19 protein-coding genes are annotated in these 23,180 nt (G+C 64.5%); 9 read left to right on the plus strand and 10 right to left on the minus strand.

Annotated features, from left to right (window positions below; translation table 11 throughout):
• Nucleotides 1-19 precede the first annotated feature (19 nt).
• Together acs and ACQZF9_RS08240 are read left to right on the plus strand one after the other, a co-directional pair.
• Nucleotides 20-1,945, plus strand: a complete 1,926-nt coding sequence (gene acs / locus ACQZF9_RS08235) for an acetate--CoA ligase (protein ID WP_428313395.1) — start codon at nt 20-22, stop codon at nt 1,943-1,945.
• Nucleotides 1,946-2,046: 101 nt separating this feature from the next.
• Nucleotides 2,047-2,439 (plus strand): hypothetical protein, encoded by a 393-nt coding sequence (locus ACQZF9_RS08240; RefSeq protein WP_428312754.1) that lies wholly within the window; start codon nt 2,047-2,049, stop codon nt 2,437-2,439.
• A gap of 123 nt (nt 2,440-2,562) precedes the next feature.
• On the opposite strand, the gene ACQZF9_RS08245 is transcribed toward ACQZF9_RS08240, so the two are convergent.
• Entirely contained in the window at nt 2,563-4,713 is a 2,151-nt protein-coding gene (locus ACQZF9_RS08245) for a sigma-54-dependent Fis family transcriptional regulator (RefSeq protein WP_428312755.1), read from the minus strand.
• A 448-nt stretch (nt 4,714-5,161) separates the two neighbouring features.
• Here ACQZF9_RS08245 and ACQZF9_RS08250 point away from each other — a divergent pair, with 448 nt between their 5' ends.
• From ACQZF9_RS08250 to ACQZF9_RS08275, 6 genes are all read left to right on the plus strand, one after another.
• A complete protein-coding gene (locus ACQZF9_RS08250; protein ID WP_428312756.1) occupies nt 5,162-6,391 on the plus strand; it encodes a porin in 1,230 nt (409 codons plus the stop codon).
• A gap of 358 nt (nt 6,392-6,749) precedes the next feature.
• On the plus strand, nt 6,750-8,489 hold the full coding sequence (locus ACQZF9_RS08255; RefSeq protein ID WP_428312757.1) for a PQQ-dependent methanol/ethanol family dehydrogenase: 1,740 nt from the start codon (nt 6,750-6,752) through the stop codon (nt 8,487-8,489).
• A gap of 139 nt (nt 8,490-8,628) precedes the next feature.
• Nucleotides 8,629-9,045, plus strand: coding sequence for a cytochrome c-550 PedF (pedF, locus tag ACQZF9_RS08260; RefSeq protein ID WP_428312758.1), 417 nt, complete (start codon nt 8,629-8,631; stop codon nt 9,043-9,045).
• Nucleotides 9,046-9,118: 73 nt separating this feature from the next.
• Nucleotides 9,119-10,003 (plus strand): substrate-binding periplasmic protein, encoded by an 885-nt coding sequence (locus ACQZF9_RS08265; RefSeq protein WP_428312759.1) that lies wholly within the window; start codon nt 9,119-9,121, stop codon nt 10,001-10,003.
• Nucleotides 10,000-10,791 carry a quinoprotein dehydrogenase-associated SoxYZ-like carrier gene (locus tag ACQZF9_RS08270; protein ID WP_428312760.1) on the plus strand — a complete coding sequence of 264 codons (792 nt, stop codon included), beginning with the start codon at nt 10,000-10,002 and terminating at the stop codon, nt 10,789-10,791. Before ACQZF9_RS08265 ends, ACQZF9_RS08270 begins: the two co-directional genes overlap by 4 nt.
• On the plus strand, nt 10,788-11,708 hold the full coding sequence (locus ACQZF9_RS08275; protein WP_428312761.1) for a quinoprotein relay system zinc metallohydrolase 1: 921 nt from the start codon (nt 10,788-10,790) through the stop codon (nt 11,706-11,708). Before ACQZF9_RS08270 ends, ACQZF9_RS08275 begins: the two co-directional genes overlap by 4 nt.
• A 95-nt stretch (nt 11,709-11,803) precedes the next feature.
• On the opposite strand, the gene ACQZF9_RS08280 is transcribed toward ACQZF9_RS08275, so the two are convergent.
• The 9 genes from ACQZF9_RS08280 to exaC form a co-directional block, all read right to left on the minus strand.
• Nucleotides 11,804-12,343, minus strand: a complete 540-nt coding sequence (locus tag ACQZF9_RS08280) for a hypothetical protein (protein ID WP_428312762.1) — start codon at nt 12,341-12,343, stop codon at nt 11,804-11,806.
• 6 nt (nt 12,344-12,349) lie between these two features.
• Nucleotides 12,350-13,561: a helix-turn-helix domain-containing protein gene (locus ACQZF9_RS08285; RefSeq protein WP_428312763.1), complete on the minus strand. Its 1,212-nt coding sequence runs from the start codon at nt 13,559-13,561 to the stop codon at nt 12,350-12,352.
• On the minus strand, nt 13,558-14,949 hold the full coding sequence (locus ACQZF9_RS08290; RefSeq protein ID WP_428312764.1) for a 7-cyano-7-deazaguanine synthase: 1,392 nt from the start codon (nt 14,947-14,949) through the stop codon (nt 13,558-13,560). The genes ACQZF9_RS08285 and ACQZF9_RS08290 overlap by 4 nt, the downstream gene beginning before the upstream one ends.
• Entirely contained in the window at nt 14,930-15,562 is a 633-nt protein-coding gene (locus tag ACQZF9_RS08295) for a hypothetical protein (protein ID WP_428312765.1), read from the minus strand. The genes ACQZF9_RS08290 and ACQZF9_RS08295 overlap by 20 nt, the downstream gene beginning before the upstream one ends.
• Before the next feature lie 263 nt (nt 15,563-15,825).
• Entirely contained in the window at nt 15,826-16,071 is a 246-nt protein-coding gene (locus ACQZF9_RS08300) for an Arc family DNA-binding protein (RefSeq protein ID WP_428312766.1), read from the minus strand.
• Nucleotides 16,068-16,487: a putative toxin-antitoxin system toxin component, PIN family gene (locus ACQZF9_RS08305; protein WP_428312767.1), complete on the minus strand. Its 420-nt coding sequence runs from the start codon at nt 16,485-16,487 to the stop codon at nt 16,068-16,070. Before ACQZF9_RS08305 ends, ACQZF9_RS08300 begins: the two co-directional genes overlap by 4 nt.
• A gap of 193 nt (nt 16,488-16,680) precedes the next feature.
• Entirely contained in the window at nt 16,681-17,949 is a 1,269-nt protein-coding gene (locus ACQZF9_RS08310; RefSeq protein WP_428312768.1) for an FCSD flavin-binding domain-containing protein, read from the minus strand.
• A complete protein-coding gene (locus tag ACQZF9_RS08315; protein ID WP_428312769.1) occupies nt 17,946-18,233 on the minus strand; it encodes a c-type cytochrome in 288 nt (95 codons plus the stop codon). Before ACQZF9_RS08315 ends, ACQZF9_RS08310 begins: the two co-directional genes overlap by 4 nt.
• A gap of 134 nt (nt 18,234-18,367) precedes the next feature.
• Nucleotides 18,368-19,888 carry an acetaldehyde dehydrogenase ExaC gene (exaC, locus tag ACQZF9_RS08320; protein WP_428312770.1) on the minus strand — a complete coding sequence of 507 codons (1,521 nt, stop codon included), beginning with the start codon at nt 19,886-19,888 and terminating at the stop codon, nt 18,368-18,370.
• Nucleotides 19,889-20,402: 514 nt separating this feature from the next.
• On the opposite strand from exaC, the gene ACQZF9_RS08325 reads away from it, so the two are divergent.
• Nucleotides 20,403-23,132, plus strand: a complete 2,730-nt coding sequence (locus ACQZF9_RS08325) for a protein kinase domain-containing protein (protein WP_428312771.1) — start codon at nt 20,403-20,405, stop codon at nt 23,130-23,132.
• Nucleotides 23,133-23,180 lie beyond the last annotated feature (48 nt).

Raw genomic sequence — 23,180 nt, forward strand, 5'->3', positions numbered from 1 at the left:
TCACAACATCCAGTCGGTGATGCACGAGACGCGCAGCTTCGCGCCGCCGGCGGCGTTCGCCGCTGCCGCCAATCTGGACGTGGTCAAGCTCGATGCGCTGTACGCGCATGCGTCGCGCGATCACGAAGGTTTCTGGGCGGAGCAGGCGCGCGCGCAATTAAGCTGGCAGCAGATGTTCGTGCAGACCCTGGACAGTCGCGACGCGCCGCGTCACCGCTGGTTCACCGGCGGCCTGATCAATGCCTCGTACAACTGCCTCGATCGGCATCTGCCGACCCGGGGCGACAAGACCGCGATCGTGTTCGAGGCCGACGACGGCAAGATCACCGAATACCGCTACGCCGAGCTGCACGCCGAAGTCTGCCGCCTTGCCAACGCGCTGCTCGCGCTCGGCGTGCGCAAGAGCGATCGCGTGGTGCTGTATCTGCCGATGGGCCCACAGGCGGTGATGGCGATGCAGGCCTGCGCGCGCATCGGCGCGGTGCATTCGGCGGTTTTCGGCGGGTTTTCGGCCGATTCGCTGAAGGATCGAATCGAGGACGCCGGCGCGCGGCTGGTGATCACCGCCGACGCCGCGCCGCGCGGCGGCAAGCGGGTCGATCTCAAAGGCGCTGTCGACAAGGCGCTTGGCTCCGGCTGCGCCAGCGTCGAGCATGTGCTGGTGTATCAACGCATGGACGGCTGCGCGATGCAGCCGCATCGCGATCTGTGGTGGCACGACCTGGTGCCGCAGCAGAGCGCCGAGTGCATGCCGGAATGGGTGGAGTCCAACCATCCGCTGTTCCTGCTTTACACCTCGGGATCGACCGGCAAGCCCAAGGGCGTGCAGCATTCCACCGCCGGCTATCTGCTCGGCGCAACGGTGACGATGCAGTGGGTGTTCGATCTGAAAGCCGAGGACGTTTTCTGGTGCACCGCCGACATCGGCTGGATCACCGGCCATTCCTACGTGGCCTACGGGCCGCTGAGCAACGGCGTCACCCAGGTGATCTTCGAAGGCATCCCGACGTATCCGGACGGCGAGCGTTTCTGGCGCATGATCGCCGCGCACAAGGTCAGCATCTTCTACACCGCGCCGACCGCGATCCGCGCGCTGATGCGCCTCGGCGACCATCTGCCGCAACGGCATGATCTGAGTTCGCTGCGCCTGCTCGGCACCGTCGGCGAGCCGATCAATCCGGAAGCCTGGATGTGGTATCACCGTGTCATCGGCGGCGAGCGTTGCCCGATCGTCGATACCTGGTGGCAGACCGAAACCGGCTCGATGATGATCGCGCCGGTGCCGGGCGTGGTCGCGACCAAGCCGGGATCGTGCACGCGGCCCTTGCCCGGCATTGCGGTGGACATCGTCGACGAGGACGGCAAGCCGGTCACGCAGATCGGCCGCGGCGGGTTCCTGGTCGTCGCCAAACCCTGGCCGTCGATGCTGAGCACGATCTGGGGCAACGACGAGCGGTATGCCGAGACTTACTTCGGCCGTTTCGGCCCCGACATCTACGTTGCCGGTGACGGCGCGCAGCGCGACGAGGACGGCTACGTCTGGATCCTTGGCCGCATCGACGACGTGCTCAACGTCTCCGGCCATCGCCTCGGCACGATGGAAGTCGAGTCCGCGCTGGCCGCGCATCCGCGTGTCGCCGAAGCGGCTGTCGTCGGGCGTCCGCATGACATCAAGGGCGAGGCGATCCTGGCGTTCGTCGTCGTCCGCGGCGAACGCAGCGACGCGCTCGCCGAAGGCCTGCCGCGCGAACTCTGCGCCTGGGTCGCCGAGCAACTGGGCGCAATCGCGCGCCCCGACGAAGTGCGCCTGGTCGACGGCTTGCCGAAAACCCGCTCCGGCAAGATCATGCGTCGCCTGCTGCGCTCGATCGGCGCCGGCGAGACGGTGACGCAGGACGTCAGCACCTTGGAGAATCCGGCGATTCTGGAGCAGTTGCGGGGATAAGCGCTGCACGCTGTAGGAGCGGGCTTGCCTGCGACTGTGAACTCGCTGTCGCGGGCAAGCCCGCTCCTGCATGTGCGACGACAGAAACGGGGAGAAAGACGATGATCGGACTGTATTCAAGCCACGCGACGACCTACCTGCTGATCCTGATGGTCAGCACCACGCTTGCATTCGCACTGCCGATCTTCCTGAAACCACTGGTCTGGGCGCGGCTGATGCAGTGGAAGATTCCGCAGGACACCGATCTGGCGGTCTACTTCGGTCGCTGCCTGGGTGCCTTCATCCTGATCATCGAGTTGGTGGCGCTGCGCGCGGCGCTGACCGGCGCCGATCTGCGGCTGGCCTTCGACCTGATGTTCTGCGTCTACGGTTTCATGACCGTGGTGCATGTCTACGGCGCATTGCGGCGGATACAGCCGATCACCGAGACCCTGGAGATCGGCTTCTGGATTTTATTGGCGGTGCTGAATCTGTTGTTCTATCCGGCTGCCTGACCGCAAGGCGCTCAACCCTGTAGGAGCGGACCCTGTCCGCGACTGGGAGATTTCCGCGAGCGCTGCAGCCGCTCAGTCGCGGACAGGGTCCGCTCCTACAGGTTGAGTGTCACTCCTGCTGTGTCATCCGCGTGACACTTCGTCCCGCCGCGACTCGCCGACGGCGATGTCGTGGCGCTTGAGCTTGCGGTACAGGGTGTTGCGACTCATTCCCAACTGGCGCGCGGTCAGCGTCATGTTCCAGCGACATTGCTCGACGGCCTGCAGGATCGCGATACGTTCGGCGGCGAGCAGCGGGTTATCGGAAGACGTGCCCATCGTCGTGATCGGTTCGGCGGGATTCGGCAGCGCCATCGCCGGAACACTCTGCGCTGGCTGATTTGCCAGCGGCGCGCCGACAGCCGCCGCGCTGAACAGGCGCAGATCCGACGGCAGATCACCCATGCGGATCACGCCACCTTCGCAGATCGCGAGCGCAGTGCGCGCGACATTGCGCAGTTCGCGGATGTTGCCCGGCCAGGCATGGCTCATCAGCCGCGAGAACGCCGGCGCTTCGATCGACACCGCGTGGCTGGCTTCGGTGGCGAACATGTTGCGCACGACGCGCTCCTTGTCGCTGCGGTCGCGCAGCGCGGTCAGCTCCAGGGTCATGCCGTTCAGGCGATAGTACAGGTCTTCGCGGAACGTGCCCGCGGCAATCATGTCGCGCAGCCGACGATGCGAGGCGCTGACCACGCGCAGCTCGACCTTGACCGGCGTGTCGCTGCCCAGCGGCGTCACTTCCTGCTCTTCGAGCACGCGCAGCAGACGCGTCTGCAGGTTCAACGGCATGTCGCCGATTTCATCGAGAAACAGCGTTCCGCCGCTGGACTGCATGATGTAGCCGCGCGAGCCTTCCTTGCGCGCACCGGTGAATGCGCCGGGGCGATAGCCGAACAGCTCGGACTCGATCAGCGTCTCCGGAATCGCGCCGCAATTCACTGCGACGAAGGGTTTGCTCGCGCGCGTGCTCGACAGGTGCATGGCCTTGGCGAAAGCTTCCTTGCCGGAGCCGGTCGGGCCCTGTATGAGAATCGATACCTGGCTGTCGACAACGCGTGCCGCGGCGCGTGCGTTGCGCAGCATGTCGGGATCGTCGCCGGCGAGTTCGCTCAGCGACATCACCGGCGGCCGGGCCAGCGGCGTGACGTGCACCATGTCGGTGTTGCGGCGGCCGTAGTGCACTTCGATCAGCTGCGCCGAACGCTGCGCCGGCACCAGGCTGATGAAGAAGCGCCGGCCGAGGCGGATGTCGCGCGCCGGGAACAGCGTCTGGCGCGTACTCGCGAGTTGCGCCAGTTCAGCCTGGTCGACATCGAACAGATCGCTGACCTGGCTGCCGACCAGCGCGCCGCGGCCCCGCACCGACAGCAGCGCCACCGCCATGTCGTCGGCGGCGACGATGGTGCCGTCTTCTGCCAGCGCCAGAGCGGCGTCGTGCAGCAGGTTGACGAACTCCGGCCGGCTGTGGAAACGCAGGATGCGATACTGCTGGCAACGCCTCAAAAAAAGGCATTTTTCGATCAGTCGCGCCGAGGTGTTGACCAGCGCCATGGTGTGCATCTGGCTGCTGCGCGTGTCGTGCGAGCCGACCACGGAAGCGTCGAGCACGGCGAGCATCTTGCCGTCGGGATCGCGGATCGGCGAGCCCGAGCAGGACAGGCCGATATGGCGCGCGCGGAAATGATCGGCTCTGTGGATCGTGATCGAGCGGCCTTCGGCGATGCAGGTGCCGATGCCGTTGGTGCCCTCGGTCTGCTCGCTCCAGTCGGCGCCGATGATCAGGCCGGCGCTGCGGAACATCGTCTCCAGCGTCGGATCGATTTTCTCGGTCAGGATGATGCCGTTGACGTCGGTCAGCAGCAGCGCATAGCCGGAGCCGCTGATCTGATCGTAAAGCGTGTCCATCTCGGCACGCGCGATATCGACCAGTTCATCGTGCTGGCCCTGCAGCTCTTTCAGATTGGTGCTGTCGACGACGCAGGGCGAATGCGAGCGCGAGGGGTCGAGACGGTAGTCGTTGACGCAGCGCTGCCACGAACTCTTGACCGATTCCTCGATCACGGCGCGGGGCGGGGCGCCCAGACCGTTGACCAGTCCGAGTACGCCGCGCGCATGTTGTACCAATGCGGTATCGCCCATGAAACACCTCGTTATCGCGGCCGCGTCGTGGCGTGCCGGCTTAATGGTTTTCTCCTGCCCCTGCCGGCCTGCCTCGGTCCGCAGCGCGGTCATCGACAACCGCTGGCCAGTCGAACCTAAGGGCGCCGCCTGACGGCGTCAATGTCGGCGGGCAATTGCGAGGTTTTTGACTACAAAAACCGGGGTGACGCCTGTGTCAGAGGCGTGACAGCCGACCAAAGTCGCATTGACAGGCGCCTCGGGTCCCCAAAAGGCGCAATACCGACGCCGCGGTTTGTAATGGCTGTCGCGAATCTGCCGCAGGTTTCGTCCTTGGATCGGGACAGCCTGCCTCAGCGGCAAATGCGCGGCCGGCTCGGAATATGACGAAAACCCCTTTAAAAAAGCCAGTTTTCGCAGTTGGCATATCGATTGCTCCTGGCGCGCCGCCGCAGCGGGTGCGATCGCCGGATGACCGGTGGTGATGAGAACGCAGCGGCCGCGCTTCGCCTGTCCCCCGACAGGGCAGGCGAAAACTAAAAGACCTAATCAGGGGAATCAAATGAAGCATTCTTATCAGCGTAAGGCCGTGGCCGCCAGCATCGTCGGCCTGTTCAGCTCCACTGCGGCGCAGGCGATCGAGGTGCAGGCCGGTGACTGGAAGTTCACCGCCAACGGCAACGTCAACGTCCATTACATCCACTCCAGCTGCGAAAACCACCCGGATGCGATCGTCACCGTCGGCAGCGCCTGCGCGGTCGACGGCGGCGGTGAGAAGAACGTGTCGTCGGTCAGCAACGGCCTGTTGCCGGCGGCGCTGGTGTTCGGCGTCGCGACCACACAGGACGGCTACGACATCACCGGTACTTTCGGCTTTTATCCCGGCATCAGCACCAACGACGGCGGCAGCCCCAACCTGCAGAGCGGCAGCAGCAACGTCGCGCTCGGCACCACCGGCCTGGACGTGCGCCAGGTGTTCATGACCTTCGGCAACAAGGACATCGGCACGTTCTCGCTGGGCCGCAACTTCGGCCTGTTCGGCTTCGACGCGATCATCAACGACATGACCCTGCCGGGTGTCGGCGTCGGCGGCGCGATGTCCACCGGTGCCCCGGCGAACACCTCGCTGGGTTCGATCGGCTTCGGCTACATCTACACCGACACCCTGGCGCAGATGAACTACACCACGCCATCGGTGCTCGGCGGCCTGACTCTGACCCTGGGCATCTTCGATCCGATCGAGCCGCTGTTCCAGACCGGTGCCACCGCCGAAGGCCAGCCCGGCTTCCACGGTAAGCTCGCCTACAAGGCCGGCGATCTGTACTTCTCGTCGAGCTTCATCACCCAGACCCAGCATCTGCCCAGCGGCGACGACTATCGCAGCACCGGCGTCGACTTTGCCGCCAAGGCCAAGTTCGGCAATCTGGATCTGCTGGGCAGCTACTACTTCGGCAGCGGCCTGGGTACCACTGGCCTGTTCGTGCTCAGCGACGACGGCTTCGGCAACAAGCGCGATTCCGACGGCTACCTGCTGCAGGGCACGTACACCATCAACAAGACCAAGCTCGGCGTGAACTACGGCGTCAGCAAGCTCGATTTCGCCGGCTCGGCCGATCGCGCCGCGGCACCGAACCTGCTGGAGAAGAACAGCAAGGTCACCGGCGGCGTGTATCACTCGCTGACCAAGAACCTGACCCTGCTGGCCGAGTTCAGCGACGTGACCACCAAGGCGCACGACGGCGGCAAGAACACCAGCAACAACTTCAACGTCGGCGCCTTCCTGTCGTTCTGAGGTCTGCCGACACCCTTCGAGGTCGTCTCTCTGCGACCTATTCCGCCGGGCTTTATGCCCGGCTTTTTTTTTGCGCTGGGTCGCGTACCGATTGCGGGACAGTCGGTGCTGTGACGGTGACACACCGACGCCGGCAGCGCTTGCCGGCAGCGCGATTACCGTAGTCGCCGCCAGCGGAAAACAGCAAAAAAGGCCGGAAAAACCGCAAAAAAAATTGCCGCGCCCAATCGGTGCCATAGTGGCGTCGGCGTGGCATTGATCGTGCTTTACGGCGCGCCGGTGACGCCGCAGGGGCTCACCCCACATAAGAATTCAGGAGACAAAGCAGATGGAAAATATTCCACGTTGCGGCAAACGGATGTTGAAGCACAGCCTGGCGATGCTGTTGTCGGCGATGTCGCTGCCGGTGCTGGCAGCCGGCGTCACCGCCGACATGATCGCCAACGACGCCAAGAGCACCGACGATGTGCTGACCGTCGGCATGGGACAGGGTGGCCAGCGTTTCAGCCCGCTGACGCAGATCAATGCCGACACCATCGGCGATCTGGTGCCGGCCTGGACCTTCTCGTTCGGCGATGAGAAACAGCGCGGCCAGGAAACCCAGCCGCTGGTCTACAACGGCAAGATGTTCCTGACCGGCTCGTACTCGCGCATCTGGGCGCTGGACGTGAAGACCGGCAAGAAACTCTGGGTCTACGAGCACCGCCTGCCCGACGGCATCATGCCGTGCTGCGACGTGGTCAATCGCGGCGCCGCGCTGTTCGACGATCTGGTGATGTTCAGCACCCTGGACGCGCATCTGGTCGCGCTGAACCAGGAGACCGGCAAGGTCGTCTGGAACGAGAAGCTCGACGACTACAAGGCCGGCTACTCCAACACCGCCGCGCCGCTGATCGTGAAGAATCTGGTCATCACCGGTGTCTCCGGTGGTGAGTTCGGCGTCGTCGGCCGCGTCGATGCGCGTGATGCCAAGACCGGCAAGCTGGTCTGGTCGCGTCCGACCGTCGAAGGCCATATGGGCATGCTCAACGGCAAGGACAACGGCATCACCGGCAAGACCAATGCGAGCTGGCAGGGCGACCAGTGGAAGAGCGGCGGTGCCGCGACCTGGCTGGGTTGCACCTATGGCGCCGACACCGACCTGATCTATTGCGGCACCGGCAACCCGTCACCATGGAATTCGCACACGCGTCCGGGCGACAACCTGTACTCGTCGTCGACGCTGGCGATCAAGGCCGACACCGGCAAGATCGCGTGGAGCTACCAGAGCACGCCGCATGACTCCTGGGACTTCGACGGCGTCAACGAGCTGATCCCGTTCGACTACCAGAAGAACGGCAAGACGGTGAAGGCCGCTGCCAAGGCCGACCGCAACGGCTTCTTCTATGTGCTGGATCGCACCAACGGCAAGCTGCTCGGCGCGTCGCCGTTCGTGTCCAAGCAGACCTGGACCACCGGCGTCGACATGAAGACCGGCCGTCCGATCGAAACCGGCAATCGCCCTGGCGATCCGGGCAAGGAAGAGAAGGGTTCCTCCGTGTTCGCGGCGCCGGCCTTCCTGGGCGCGAAGAACTGGATGCCGATGGCCTACAACAACGGCACCGGCCTGTTCTACGTGCCGTCCAACGAGTGGGGCATGGACATCTGGAACGAGCCGATCACCTACAAGAAAGGCGCGGCCTTCCTCGGTGCCGGTTTCACCATCCGTCCGCTGTATGAAGACCACATCGGCGTGCTGCGCGCGATGGACCCGGCGACCGGCAAGATCGTCTGGGAGTACAACAACGAAGCGCCGCTGTGGGGCGGTGTGATGACCACGGCGGGCAATCTCGTCTTCACCGGCACGCCGGAAGGTTTCCTCAAGGCCTTCGATGCGAAGACCGGCAAGGAACTGTGGAAATTCCAGACCGGTTCCGGCGTGGTCGGCCAGCCGATCACCTGGGAGCAGGACGGCGAGCAGTTCGTCGCGGTGGCGTCCGGCTGGGGCGGCGCGGTGCCGCTGTGGGGCGGTGAAGTCGCCAAGAAGGTCAAGGACATCAGCCAGGGCGGAATGATGTGGGTGTTCAAGCTGCATCGCACTCAAGCCGCCGCGAAGTAAGTCTTCTTTGGCCGACCTGTAGGAGCGGATCCTATCCGCGACTGAAAACTGCGAGAGCACAGTCGCGGATGGGATCCGCTCCTACAGTAGCCGTGAACACATTCAAGAAAGCCAACCAGCCCCCCAACCTAGAACGCACATGAAAAAGTCATCCGCATTTGCCGTCCTGTCGATCGCGGCAGGCGTCGCCATTACCGCCGCCAACGCCCACGGCAATGTCACACCGCAGGCCGTCGACACCGCGGGCCTGCCGAAGCTGCAAGGCCCGCTCGAAGTCAACCCGTTTCGCGGTAACGCCAAAGCCATCGCGATCGGTGAAGCCGCATTCGGCCAGAACTGCGCGCGTTGCCACGGCCTCGGCGCCGTGTCCGGCGGCATCGCGCCCGATCTGCGCATGCTCCCGGTCGGTGACGAAGGCGACGATCTGTTCCAGCAGCGCATACGTCACGGTTCGATCCGCAACGGCGTCACCTACATGCCGTCGTTCGATGGCATCTTCAGCGAAGAGGCGATCTGGTCGATCCGCTCCTGGCTGGAAACCGTCCACCAGGAATGAGCTGAAGCGTCGTGCCGGAGCCGTCGCAGAAGCGGCCCGAAGCAATAGCAGCGGAACGTAGAGGAGTGTCACCGTGAAATTCGATATCCCCATCGCGCGGTCGATGGTCGTCGCCTGCCTGCTGAGCCTGTCGCTGCCGGTGGTCGCGCAGGAGCCGGTGCTCGACCAGCTCGATCAGGCGCGCGAAAAAGGCAGTCTGGAAGTCGCGGTGTATCGCGACTTTCCGCCTTACTCGTATCTGGACCAGGGCCAGTACATCGGCGTCGACGTCGATCTGGCCAAGGCGATATCGCAGAAGATCGGCCTGCCGCTGCGCCTGCGGACCATCATCGCCGGCGACGATGCCGACGACGACCTGCGCAACAACATCTGGAAAGGGCATTACCTCGGCGGCGGTGTTGCCGATCTGATGCTGCACGTCGGCATGGATCCGCAGTACGTCAAGCGCCAGGAAAAGGCAGATCTGATCGGGCCTTATTTCCACGAGGCGGTGAGCATCGCGTATCGGCCGGGGCGCTACAAGAACATGGCGACGCCGCTGTCGCTGGTCGGCACCAAGGTCGGCGTCGAGCTGGGATCGATGGCCGATCTGTATTTGAGCGGCGCCTATGGCGGCCGCCTGCGCACCGCCGCCGAACGTCTGCCGACGGCGATGGCCGCGGTGCAGGCCTTCGCCAATGACGAGGTCGACGCGGTGATGGCGCCTCACGGCGAACTGCAAGGCCTGCTCAAAATCATCGGCGGCCCGCCTATCGAAACACGCACCACCGAGATCCAGGGCCTGTATCGCACGGCTTGGGATGTCGGCATGGCGATCAAGGCCGGCAATCCGAAACTGAAAGCGGCGGTGCTCGATGCGCTGGCCAAACTGCAGCAGAGCGGCGAGCTGCAGGCGATCTTCGCGCGCTACGGCATCGACTACGTTGCGCCGGAGATGGCCGTCGCTGCGGCGCCGTGATCGCGCGCCGCCTGTGCCTGTTGTGGCTGTGCGCCGCGAGCGCTTTCGCGTTCGCCGCGCATGCGGCTGACGGCAGCGCGCCGGCACGCGGCAATCTGCCGGCCGATCCGCTGAACTCGCCGAGCTGGAAGTACATGCGCGAGCGCTTCCTCGGCAGCGACCCGGTGCTGTTCGATGCGCGGGTGCAGGTCGATCTGCCGCCGGCTGCCGAAGACCAGGCGCAGGTGCCGGTGATGGTGCGCGCGCCGGATTTGCAGGATGTCGAAACCGTGCTGGTGTTCGCCGATCTGAATCCGCTGCCGAAAATCCTGCAGTACACGCCGCTACAGGCGTCCAGCGACATCGGCTTTCGCTTCAAGGTCGAGCAGTCGACACCGGTGCGCGCGGCGATGCGCACGCGTGATGGCGTCTGGCATGTCGGCGGCGCCTGGCTGCGCGCCGCCGGCGGCGGCTGTACCGCGCCGAGCCTGGGCACCGGGCAGGGGCTGTGGCAGAACCGTCTCGGCGAAGTGTCGGCGCGGCTGTGGCCGCGCGACACCCGATCCGAGCGCCTGCGTTTTCGCGTGATCCATCCGATGGACACCGGGCTCGCCAGCGGCATTCCGGCCTTCCATCTCGACAGGATCGATATGCTCGACGAGCACGGCGCGCTGCTGGCTTCGCTGCAGACTTTCGAGCCGGTATCCGAGAACCCGGTGATCAGTGTCGACCTGCGCAGCGCCGGCAAGCTGCAGTTGCAGGCGCGCGACATCCAGGGCAATCGGTTCTCGGCGCAGGTCGCGCCATGAAGCATGCGTGGATGATGATCGCCTCGCTGGCGATGTCGCCGGTGCAGGCAGCCAACGACTATGCGCTGAAGCCGGTGGTGATCGCCGACGGCGTGCAGGTGTTCGTCGGTCGCAACGAGCATTTCAGCCGCGACAACGGCGGCAACATCGCCAACACCGGTTTCATCATCGGCAGTGACGGTGTCATCGTCATCGATACCGGGCCGTCGCGGCTGTACGGCGAGCAGCAGCGTGCGGCGATCGCGAAAGTCACGCCCAAGCCGATCGCGCAGGTCTACATCAGCCATCAGCATCCGGATCATTATCTTGGCGACCAGGCCTATGCCGGCGTTCCGGTCGCGGCCTTGCCGGCGACGATCTCGGCGATACAGAGCAGCGGCGATGCGCTGGCCGACAACCTGTATCGACTGGTCGGCGGCTGGATGGCCGGCACGCAGTCGCTGGTGCCGACGCAACCGGTGAGCGCGGGCGAGGTCAGCGTCGCCGGCCGCAAGCTCAGGCTGATCGCCGGTACCGGGCACACCGACGGCGATCTGATGGTTTATGACGTCGAAAGCAAGACCCTGTTCGCCGGCGACCTGGTGTTCTTCGAGCGCACCGCGACCACACCCAACGCGAACGTCGCGCACTGGCTGGCGACGCTGGACGAAATCGGGAAACTGGATTTCAGGACGCTGGTGCCGGGCCATGGGCCGGTGGTACACGATGCCGCTGCGATCGAGCAGACCCGCGACTATTTGCGCTGGCTGACGGCCAGCCTCAAGTCCGCCGCCGATCGCGGCCTCGACATGGCCGAGGTGATGAACCAGCCGATCCCGCCGCGCTTCCAGCATCTGGCGGTGCTGGGCGAGGAATATCGCCGCTCGGTGTCGCACCTGTATCCGGACATCGAGTTGCAGAGTCTGCCGAAGCGTTGACGCCGATGAGTCGTCATTCCCGCGAAGGCGGGAATCCAGGGATGTCACCGCCGCGCTCGCCGCAATGCATTCCCGCCTTCGCGGGGGCAATCCGGTCAAGCTAGAAGCGCCTGCCACCAACCGTAGTGCGGCGAGCTTTTCTTGAGTTGAAATGGGCCGAGGGTGCCGATCCGACGAACGACTTGCGGCAAACGGCGCTGGCGTTCCAAGTTCGCGTTCGCCCAAGCCATGAGAACCTCCGGGGTTCCCATCGTTTGCACGGCGACGGACGGGGCATTCGCTACGCGGACGGCAGGCCGATCGTCCGTTACCAATATGCGCTTCCGATGCAGCGCAAGCGATAAGGCTTGTGCCTCGCCGTCGTCCAATTCTGCCGCGAACTCGATGAGCGAGGCGTGCTCCGCAGCGGAAGCAAGCGTGAGTACCTGCAGATTGCCATCGGCAATAACTGCGGCGGGGTCCAATGTCAGTTTGTGGATGTTGCCGTCGGCGTCGAAATCCCGCACGAATATCGCCTCCTTCAGCGCGGTGTCGCCGATGCTCCAAGAGGCGCCGAAGTTTCTGAGTTCTCCCAGTCCGCTCCAGCCGCAGTAAAGATTCACCAATGCACAAGCGTCCAGAACGTAGTGGCTCATGCGGACTTACCGGGCGGCGAGCAGCGAGTCCGTCAGGTTCACGCTGAACCGTTCGGAAACACCGTCGGCATCGTCAGTCACCTCGGCACGCTGGTAGGCAATCTCCCGTGCCTCCACCAACGAACAGCGAAGCAATTTTGCGAGCGTTCCGGTGCTGATCTTGTCTGAGGCCCATGCCTGCACTGCCAGCAGCTTGTATCGGTCGGGGAAGGTGTCGGCGGAATCCGCCTCCGGCTGATCTTGCACCCCCGCCTCGCGCTTCAAGTCCTTGACCGCCACGCCCGATGCCTTGATGGAGTCCCAGCTCCCACGCCCGATCAGGTTCAGCGATTCCAGCCGCAGGGTCATCGCCGTGAGCGAGACTTCGTAGTAGTCCGCCATCCGGCAGAGATCGCCTACATTGAAGTCGCTCTTGCGCTCGACTTCCTCATAGAAGCGGCGCTGGACTCCGGCCTCCGGCATCAGGAAGGCGGCAGCGAAAGCATCGGCAAATCGCTCGTTCTCGGGCTTGCGCTGCATTGGCCGCAGATAGTCCACGCCGGGCTTGTCGCGATCCAGCAGGAAGTGCCCGTACTCATGCGCCGCCGTCCAGCGACGACGCTCCTTGGGGTGCAGCTTGTTGATGAGGATGCAGTAGCCGAAGTCCGATACGAAGACATAGAGCCCCGCCAGCTTCGAAGGCAGTGCGTCCAAAAACACATGAACGCCAACGTCCTCCAAGACCTTGCGCAGCGTGTAGATCGGCAGGTGCGCGCCAAGATTCAGCCGCGCACGCTCTTCCTGCGCACAGTGTTCGGCGAATCTCTCGATAGGACCTACCGGCGCGCGGATGCGGGGAGGAAAATTGGTAACAGGCTGCGCGTCCAGTTTCTTTTCGAGGAAAAGATAGTCGTCCACGAAGCCGGTGAGCTTGGCGATTGCGGTCTCTAATTCCTCCTGATCATCGGGGTTGCTGCTGAGCACAGAGCGAAGATGGGGCTGCAGCTTCGGCGGTTGCGTTTCCTGCCGTAGCAACGCGTTCACGGAGGTTTTATAAAGAGCGGCGAGCCTTACCAATTCCTCCGGGCGCGGGCGTCGCGTCGCTTTCTCGATGGCGATGAAGGTGGGACGGCTCATGTCGAGGTGGGCGGCGGCCGTATCCTGAGTAACGCCGGCACTCTTGCGTGCGGCCACGAGCCGTTCGGCTAAAGCCGACAGGTCGGTGTTTTCGTAGTTCATGGGGACGTGTCCAAGGAAATCGAAGGGTGACTGTCGCGTCGAATGGCGGCAGCCTTTAGCACACGTTGAGGGGACAAATGACCGAGCGTATTAATGACCTCTTGAGCATGGCGGCGCTGGCGCTCGGCAACAGCGGCGTGCTGTTCAGATGGCACCTGCGTGCCGGTGAGATGCCAATGCAAGCGACGTTGCATCAGCGGATCGTTCGCTAGACAAGCTGCCGCATCGTTGAGATAACAGCGCAGATAATCGGCGCTGTCCCGCGTCAGTGGTTTGGGGTCTGACACCAAGTCGAGGCTGTATTGGCCGGCTGGTTCCGCGATACCCGCCGCAGCAAATGCCTGCCTGCGTTCGATGCAGCCAGGGCACTGTCCGCAATGGCCGGTCTTGCGCTCACGCCAGGAGGTATGCACGCAGGAGCGCGAAAGCTGTGCCCAGTCGGCCAGACCCTGTGCTTTGAGCGGGACTAGCATTTCCGCCTTGGTCTGAGTCGCAAACGGCAGAGAGTAGCGGATGGGCTTTTCCGCCACGGCCGATGCAAGCTGGCTCATCAACTTCAAGAAAGTAGGGTGTGCGCCCCGCGTCGCCAGACCGCCCGCCAGCATACCGGTCATCAGCGGCAAGTTAATAGCGCCGACACCGTTCTCGAAGACCTCGATGTCTTCAATCTCGCAGGCTTGAGCCACGACGGCCGCAGTTGCGCAAAACAGAAAGGCACGGCTGCGCTGCGAGCGTTCTTGGCGGCTGATGCGCTTCGCTGCACCACCCCGCAGCGCCACGACCATAGTCGTGTGCAGTTGGCGCGTCGTCTGCGTTAACGCGCTGAGCCGCTGAATCTGGTCGGCGCAGCGGTGCCGTAGCCCACTTTGATGCCCCACAGTGACGAGCAGGTAATCATCTACGCCCGCGAGGACTCTACTCGCAAGACCGGCAGCCGAATCCAGCCCTCCGCTGTAAAGCGCAATCCGGCGGGGACGCTGCGTCCACGGCAAATCCAGTCGCAACTGGTCCTGCGGCAACGGCGAAGCGGCTGCGGATTCGAAGCTGAGCGACCAGTTCTCATCGGTGAGGAAGACCAGAAGTTCGGTTACGGCCTCGATGATCTCGTCACGCTGCCAAAAGGCCAGATCGTGAACCGCGAAGCTCAATCGGAGAGAGCGAATACCGATGTCGTTGCCCTTGCCGGGTTTGCGTTTGATGACGCGATCAACCGCGTACACACCCGCTGCTACGTTCAATAGGTCTACACCGCGAGCGGTCGGACGAGACAACAGGCTGCGCAAGGGCGCATCCGCCAGCAAGCGCAAGTCCTGCTCGATGTCGCCTCGCACATGAATGCGATCGGGCGTCGCATGGATGGAGAGCGATTTAGCGTTGTCCTGGGACATGGTTCCCGCCTCCGACACGAATGGCGAGTGGGGAGTGCACCAGCGCGCTTGCCTCGACGGGAGGCTGGGTTCGTCCAGCGCCCGTTTGACGCAAGCGACGCACAGGCTGACCACGTAAGGACGCCTCTATAGTCGCAGTAAGCCCGCTGCGTCGGGACTCGAATTCCTGCCTCACTGCCTGCATCAGTGCTTCGCGTCGGGCGCTGTCCTCAAAACAGCCGCTGCGTTCGGCGAGCACGGGAACCTTTCCCATCACGCTGTCAATCAGCATGGCCGTCATGCACCGCGCAATGGCTGCCGGCTCCTTCGATGGCGTGGCCGCGATGGCATTGCGGGCAACGCGGACCAGTTGCTGATCCTGGAAGCTCTCGACCACGGCGCGCATCGCTGCGGGATGCTGCTCGGTGGCCTGCAAGACCGTCAACAGCGTCTGCCCAGACTGAAGTGCTTTGGAGAGCTGCAAGCGAAGCCCGCGGTTAAGGTCATCCGCAGCGCACTCGGCGATGGCCGTGAGCGTGAAGCTTGGGGTCACCAATGCCGCACGGGTGCGCTGCCAGCGGCGGCTACTCAGGTCCAGGATTTCGTTCTCGGCCATTTTCTGCGCTTCATTCAAGTGCGCAGACAGGTTATGGCTAAAACTTGTCCATGTCAAATAAGTACGTCTTAAAATGTAAGAATGTCACGTCAGTCTCGCGGCAGCGGCCCCGACTGGGCAGCGTTAGCTTCGGCCGAAGTGGTCAAGCAGGTGCTTCAGCGTCACGTTCGATGCAACGGCGTCATGGCGGATCAGCAAGTACCGCCACGCTGTACCGCAATTGCTCCCCCGGATCGAGGCCGTGAGCGCTTCGACGCTGACGGCGGTCATGCAAGATTGTTTTAGGCTTCGTCTCCGGCGCGAGGCGGCAATCCACGTTTACGCTTCATGATCGCGTCGAACTTTTTCAAGTCTGCGCGACTTTGCCGCGCCTTGAAGAACTGTTCTGCATCCATCACCGCCAGCTTTTCCGCGACAGCCGTCGCGACGAACTGATTCATGCTGGTGCCGTCCTGCTTGCTGACCTTTTCGACCGCCGCCCTGATCGAACGTGGCAGGCGCAGTGGGAAAGTTGAAATAGCTTTCATCGCGATCTCCTTAATGCTTCCGAAGGAAGTAACAACTCAATTCCAAACTGTCCGGGTGCCTTTCCAAAATCCCGCTGGTTGAATGTGACCAGGGCGTCCGCTTGGCCGTTTACGGCTGTTTCCAAAACCATCTCATCGGCGGGATCGCTCAACTGTGGTCGCCACGAGTAGTGGATTGTCACCGGTTGCGCGAATACGGCCAAAGCGTCGAGAAAGGCCTGCGCGTCCGCTGCGGTCAATCCTGCCGCCGACAGGTGCTCTTCCTCCGTGCATTTCGCCTCGTACTCGATAAACAGCGGGACACTAATAAGGAGGCTGATCCGACCGTGTCGCGCCATACGGAGCAGTTCGGCGGACGCACCCGTGGGGCTCCTAAGACCCGCGATCACCACATCGGTATCGAGCACTAATTTCACTTTCTTATAGTATCACCGGCGATGTCATATTGGCAGTTCTGATCAGGCTTATTGTGTGACGCCAACGACGATCTTCCGTGGCTGTGACTGCGAACTGCATCAGTCACTGCCAAGGCACACGGTATTTCCCCTTCGCCGTGTCAAGGGCCCGCGATGCCCGGCTGGCTTAACTCTCGCGCGCGAATGACGCCTGTCAGCCGAAACTGTCCGCGGTGATGCTGTCGTACCAGGCATGTGCCTGCCGCGCCTCTCGTTCGCGCAACGCGGTGTCGCCGGACAGCGGGCTCATGCCTTCGGATAGGGCGGACAGGCGGCCATTGATCGCGCCGTAGAAACCGGACACCGAGATCGCCGCGCTCTCGCCGACCAGGCTGTAGCAGGTATTGAGCAGCTGCGGCTCGGGTGCCGGCTTTCCGCTCAAGGCCGCGGCGATTGCAGCCGCGCACAGCTTGGCCTGGCTGTTCGCCGAGAAGCCGGACTTCGGCATCGGCGCCGCCTGCGCGGCGTCGCCGATCACGTGAATACCGGCATGGCGACGCGACTCGAAGCTCGCCGGATCGACAGGACACCACAGCGATTCGTCGGCCAGGTCGTGCTGCGTCGCCAGATCGGCAGCACGCTGCGGCGGAATGATCGAGGCGAGATCGACCTTCAGCGAGACGTTCGCATCGCGTAACCACACTTGGTTGCTCGCGGTATCGACGCGCACGACTTCGCCGTTTTCCGCGCGTGGTATCCAGGCGATCAGGCCGGGATACAGGCGATCCCATTCCAGCTGAAACAGCGCACGTTTGGAGAAATCGTCTTTGGCATCGGCGATCAGGATCTTGCAGCGCCGGCGGCCGGCGCGCGTCAGCGCAGCCGCTATCAGGCTGGCGCGCTCGTAAGGTCCGGGCGGGCAGCGGTAGGGGTTGGGCGGCGCCGCGATCAGCACCGTCGCGCCGTCAGCCAGCGCCGCGACGCGAGCGCGCAGACTCAGCAACTGCGCGTCGCCGAGCCAGGCATGCGGCATCTGCTCGCTATGCCGGGGATCGAGACCTTCGATGGCGTCCCAGCGCATCGCGACGCCGGGCGCGATGACGATCCGATCGGCGCTGTGCACGCCGTGGCGAGCGGTGCTGACTTGCAGCTTGCCGGTATCGATCGCGGTGACTTCGTCGACGATCAGCCTGACGCGGTGATGCTCGGCAATTTTTGCGAGGTCGCGTTCGATGCTGTGCGGCGTACGCAGCCCGGCGATGACCAGATTGGTGAACGGCCCGGTGTAGAACTGTGCGCGCCGGTCGATCAGCGTGATCACGGCGTCGGGCATCAGCACGCGCAGGTACTTGGCGCAGGTGGCGCCGCCGAAGCCGGCGCCGACGACGATCAGGCGCGGGCCGTGGCGCGGCGTCGCCCCTGCGTTGAAGCTCGCCGGCACGGCGAGGCCCGCAGCCAGCAACTGGCGCCGGCTGAGCGTCATTGTTTTTGGGGTTTGGAAGACAACTGCGCGGCGAGGGCCGCAATGTCCTCGTCGGACAGCTTGCTGCTGAAGCGCGCCATGATCGAACCGCTTTGCGGCTGATCGCGAAAACGCTGCAGATCACTCACGATGGTCGCCGCGGAAAGACGATCCAGCGCGACGAACTCCTCAGAATCGCCACCGGGCCGATGACAGCCCTGGCAGGACATCGCCAGCGGCGACAAGGGCGCCGCGACTGCGATGCCGGGTAGCAGCACCATCGCCAGCGGCATCAGTCGGATCACGGGACGGCAGAGGAAAGTTTGCGTCCCTCGATACGCCGCTGCGCGGCTACTCGGGAGGAACGGGGATCGCTCAAGAATCTCCGTTCATCCCGAATAGCTTCGCTTGCAAAGCGTATCGAGGGACGCTGCCGAAGCTAGAAAAAGCCCAGCGGATTGATGTCGTAGCTGACCAGCAGGTTCTTGGTCTGCTGATAGTGGTCGAGCATCATCTTGTGGTTTTCGCGGCCGACACCCGAACGCTTGTAGCCACCGAACGCGGCGTGCGCCGGGTACAGGTGATAGCAGTTGGTCCAGACGCGGCCGGCCTTGATCTTGCGGCCGACGCGATAGGCGCGATTGATGTCGCGCGTCCACAGGCCGGCGCCGAGGCCGAACTCGCTGTCGTTGGCGATGGCGATGGCTTCTTCCTCGGTCTTGAAGGTCGTTACGCTGACCACCGGCCCGAAGATTTCCTCCTGGAACACGCGCATCTTGTTGTTGCCTTTCAGCAGCGTCGGCTCGATGTAGTAGCCGCCGCCGAGTTCGCCTTCCAGTTTCGCGACGCCGCCGCCGACCAGCACTTGCGCGCCTTCCTGCTTGGCGATCGTGAAGTAGGACTGGATCTTGTCGAACTGCTGGGCGCTGGCCTGCGCGCCGACCATCACGTCGGTGTCCAGCGGATCACCGCGCTTGATCTTCTTGATCTTCTCCATGACCTTGGCCATCAGCGGCTCGTAGATCGATTCCTGGATCAGCGCGCGCGACGGGCAGGTGCAGACCTCGCCCTGGTTGAAGAACGCCAGCACCAGGCCTTCGGCGCACTTGTCGATGAATTCCGGCTCGGCCTGCATCACGTCTTCGAAGAAGATGTTCGGGCTCTTGCCGCCGAGTTCCATCGTGCTCGGGATGATGTTCTTCGCCGCCAGGCCCATCAGGTGTTCGCCGACCGGCGTGGAGCCGGTGAAGGCTATCTTGGCGATGCGCTTGCTGCTGGCGAGCGCTTCGCCGGCCTCCTTGCCGTAGCCCTGCACGATGTTCAGCACGCCCGGCGGCAACAGGTCGCCGATCAGTTCCATCAGCACGCTGATGCCCAGCGGCGTCTGCTCGGCCGGTTTCATGACGATGCAGTTGCCGGCGGCGAGCGCCGGTGCGAGCTTCCACGCGGCCATCAGCAGCGGGAAATTCCACGGGATGATCTGGCCGACGACGCCGAGCGGTTCGTGAATGTGATAGGCGGTGGTCTTGGAGTCGATTTCGCCCAGCGTGCCTTCCTGGGCGCGGATCGCGCCGGCGAAATAGCGGAAGTGATCGACCGCGAGCGGGATGTCGGCGTTCAGCGTTTCGCGCACGGCTTTGCCGTTGTCCCAGGTTTCGGTGACCGCGAGCAGCTCGAGATTCTGTTCGATGCGGTCTGCGATCTTCAGCAGCACCAGGGATCGCGCGGCGACGCTGGTTTCGCCCCAGGCATCGGCGGCGGCGTGGGCGGCGTCCAGCGCCATCTCGACGTCGGCGGCGGTGGAGCGCGGGAATTCGGCGATAACCTTGCCGTTCACCGGCGAAGTGTTGGTGAAGTACTTGCCCTCGACCGGCGGCACGAACTTGCCGCCGATGTAGTTGCCGTACTTCGGCTTGAACGTGACGATGCTGCCGGGCGTGCCGGGATGTGCGTACTTCATGTTTTAGCTCCTCGTTGGTTTGTCATCTTTTGCGGCGTCTTTGGTAGCGCTGCGCCTGACTGGCAGTCTGCGCCTATGGGATGGACTTCGCGCGGAATTACGGGTTCCGACGCCACCGCCGGTTGACCTAAGCCCGGTGCCGGCGTTCGCGGGCCCGCCAGAGCATGGGTCATGCCAGCTTCGGCGGGCCGGCGAAAGCCCTGGCCAAACTCGGCCGCCGCGGCCAGAGGCGCCGCGCAGATTGTTGATCGGGAAAGGATTGTCCGGGTGCGTCCGGCGCGCCGGCGAGCGCCGCTTGAAGATGCCGGGAGCCGCCGCGCGCGGTGGCCGATATCAGGACTGACACGGACTGTGTCATCGCCGTGGCAGCGCAACGCCGGCGGAGAAAGTGCAGGCAGCCTTGCGTCCCTTTGGATTCGACGTAGGGCGGAACGCCAGCTGATGTAGGACAATGTTGATAAATCCGCTGCGCTGGCCGGCTGTTGCCGTGTCGCTCCGCCGCCCACCCAGAGCCTTGTCCGAAACCCTAGAAAAACTCGATGCCGCGAACTGGCGGCGTTTCTCCGGCCTGCTCGACCAGGGCCTGGCGCTGCCGCCTTCGCAGCGGCCGGCCTGGCTGAACTCGCTGCCGCAGGAACACGCCGGTCTGCGCGGGCTGCTGCAATCCGCGTTGCAGGCCGACCTGGAGTTGCAGGCCAGCGCGGCGACCGGCGTGCCGTCGCTGCGCGTCGAGCAGCCCGAACCCTATCTGTTCGAAAGCGGCCGCCGCTTCGGCAGCTACCAGATCACCGCGCCGCTGGGTCGCGGCGGCATGGGTGAAGTCTGGCGCGCGCATCGCTGGGATGACCCCAGCCTGCGCGAAATCGCGCTGAAGCTGCCGCACACCTGGCTGCTCGGCCCGGCCATGCGGCTGCGCCTGGGCCGCGAGAAGCAGATCCTGGCCGGCCTGGATCATCCCAACATCGTGCGCCTGCAGGACGCCGGCATTGCCGAGGACGGCCAGCCTTGGATGGCGCTGGAATGCGTCGACGGCCAGCGTATCGACGACTACTGCCGTGAGCGCCGCCTGGGCATCGCCGCGCGGCTGGCGCTGTTCGACCAGGTGCTGAGCGCGGTGCAGTCCGCGCATGTCGGCCTGGTGGTGCATCGCGACCTCAAGCCGTCGAACATCCTGGTGACGCCGGAAGGCGTGGTGAAGCTGCTCGACTTCGGCATCGCCAAGCTGCTTGACGACAGCGGGGTCGGCGCAGAAACCGAGTTGACGCGCATCGGCGGACGTTCGGCGACGCCGGACTACGCGGCCCCCGAGCAGCTCGGCGGCGGCGCGCTGACGGTGGCCACCGATCTCTACACGCTCGGCCTGGTGCTGTACGAGCTGCTGTGCGGCATGAAGCCGTTTGCATCGCAGCGGCGCGCGCGCGAAGGCTACGCCGAGGCGCCGCCGCTTGCCTCCACGCAAGCCGTGCCGGCGGCGGTCGCGGCGAGCATCGGCGGCCTGACGCCCGCGCAGCTCAGGCGCGCGCTGCGCGGCGATCTGGATGCGATCCTGGCGCAGGCGATGGAGCCCAACCCGCGCGCGCGTTACCGCTCGGCGGAAAGCTTCGCCGAAGACCTGGCGCGACACCGCCGCTCCGAGCCGATCCGCGCGCGCCACATCACCGTGTTCGAGCGCGCGCGCAAGTTCGGCCGGCGTCATCGGCTGCTGCTCGCGGTCGGCGCGCTGTTCCTGATCGTCGTCGCCGGCGGAGTCGGCGCCAGCCAGATCGAGGCGCGGCGTGCCGAGCGCGAGGCGCAGCGCGCCAATGCCAGCCGCGATTTCCTGCTCGACATCCTGTCGGCCAGCGATCGCCTGTCCGCGGTCCAGCACGAGCCCGGCTCGGTCACCGCGCGCGAGTTGCTCGACAACATCGTCGCCAAGCTCGACAGCCGGCTCGCCGACCAGCCGGAGACGCGGCTCGAGCTGCTGAAGAAAGCCGCGTGGATTTATCGCGCCTGGTTCCAGCGCGACGAGACCGAGCGGCTGCAGCGGCGCTACCGTCAACTGGTGCAGCAGCTCAGCGGCCCCGGCGATCCCCGGCTGATCCAGAGCCTGCTGGATGAAGCCTCCACCGACATGGACTATCCGGACCGTCGCGGCGCTGCGGCGCTGCTGGATCAGGCGGCGAAGGCGATCCGCGAATACGGCCTGCAAGGCAGCGCGCTGGAGGCGAAGTGGCTGCTGGAATCGGCGCGCTACGAGGTGCCCGAAATCGGCTACTCCGAGGATGTGATCGCCAGGCTGCACCAGGCGATCACGATCTACGAGCGTCTCGATCCACCGCAAGCCGATCTGCCGTGGACTTACGCGCATCTGAGCAACAGCCTGGTCCAGGCCGGGCGTATCGACGAAGCCTATGCACTGACCAAGCAAGCGCTGGAGCGCGAACAGCAGGTGACGGCCAGCCGCAACGACTGGTTCATCGCCAGCCAGTGGGTGCGCCTGGGCCATATCGAACGGCTGATGGGCAACATGGACAAGGCGCTGGCCAACTACGAGCGTGGCGACGCGTTGGTGCTGCAGACCTATGGTCGCGAAATCTATACGCACTGGGATGCCTGCCTGTGGCGCGCGACGCTGCTCGACTGGAAGGGCGACAGCGCGCAGGCCGAGCAGCTGTTTTCATCCGGACTGGCGGAGTTGGACGCGATCAAATCACCGCAGCTGGTCGAGGCCGGGGGCTGGTTTCGCCTGGCGTATGCCAAGTTTCTGATCGCGCATCGCCGCCACGCCGAGGCGCTGCCGCTGCTGCAGCAGGCGCTGCAAGTGAACTACAGCTTCCGCCCGGCCAAGGTGCGTCGCGCCGACGTGATGCTGTATCTGGGCCAGGTCTACGAGGCGCTCGGACGCATAGCTGAAGCGCGGCAGCAGTTCATGGCCGCCAACGAGGATTATCAGCGCCTGAACCAGCCGCAGGCGCGGCAGTCGCTGGCGGCGCGTTTTGCGCTGGCGGACTTCGTCTATCGTCACGGCGACCGCGCCGCGGCGGAGCCGGAATTCGCCGAGATCGTCCGGCTGTCGGCGGTCCGGCCGACGCTGGTCGCGGCCCAGGCCAGAATGCGCCTGGCGCAGATCGCCGGTGAAAAAGGCGACGCCGCTCAGGCCCGGGCGCTGGCGGCCGTGGCACTGCAGCAGTTGCAGCAGGTCAGGGCGCTCTACGATCCACGAATGAAACAGGAATTGCTGGCGCAGGCCGCGCGCCTGTAGGGCGTGGCGGGCGTTGTGCGATCCCGGGTTTCACCCGGGCTACTCCAG

This window comes from Hydrocarboniphaga sp. (assembly GCF_965279055.1).
In the GTDB taxonomy this organism is placed as follows: domain Bacteria; phylum Pseudomonadota; class Gammaproteobacteria; order Nevskiales; family Nevskiaceae; genus Hydrocarboniphaga.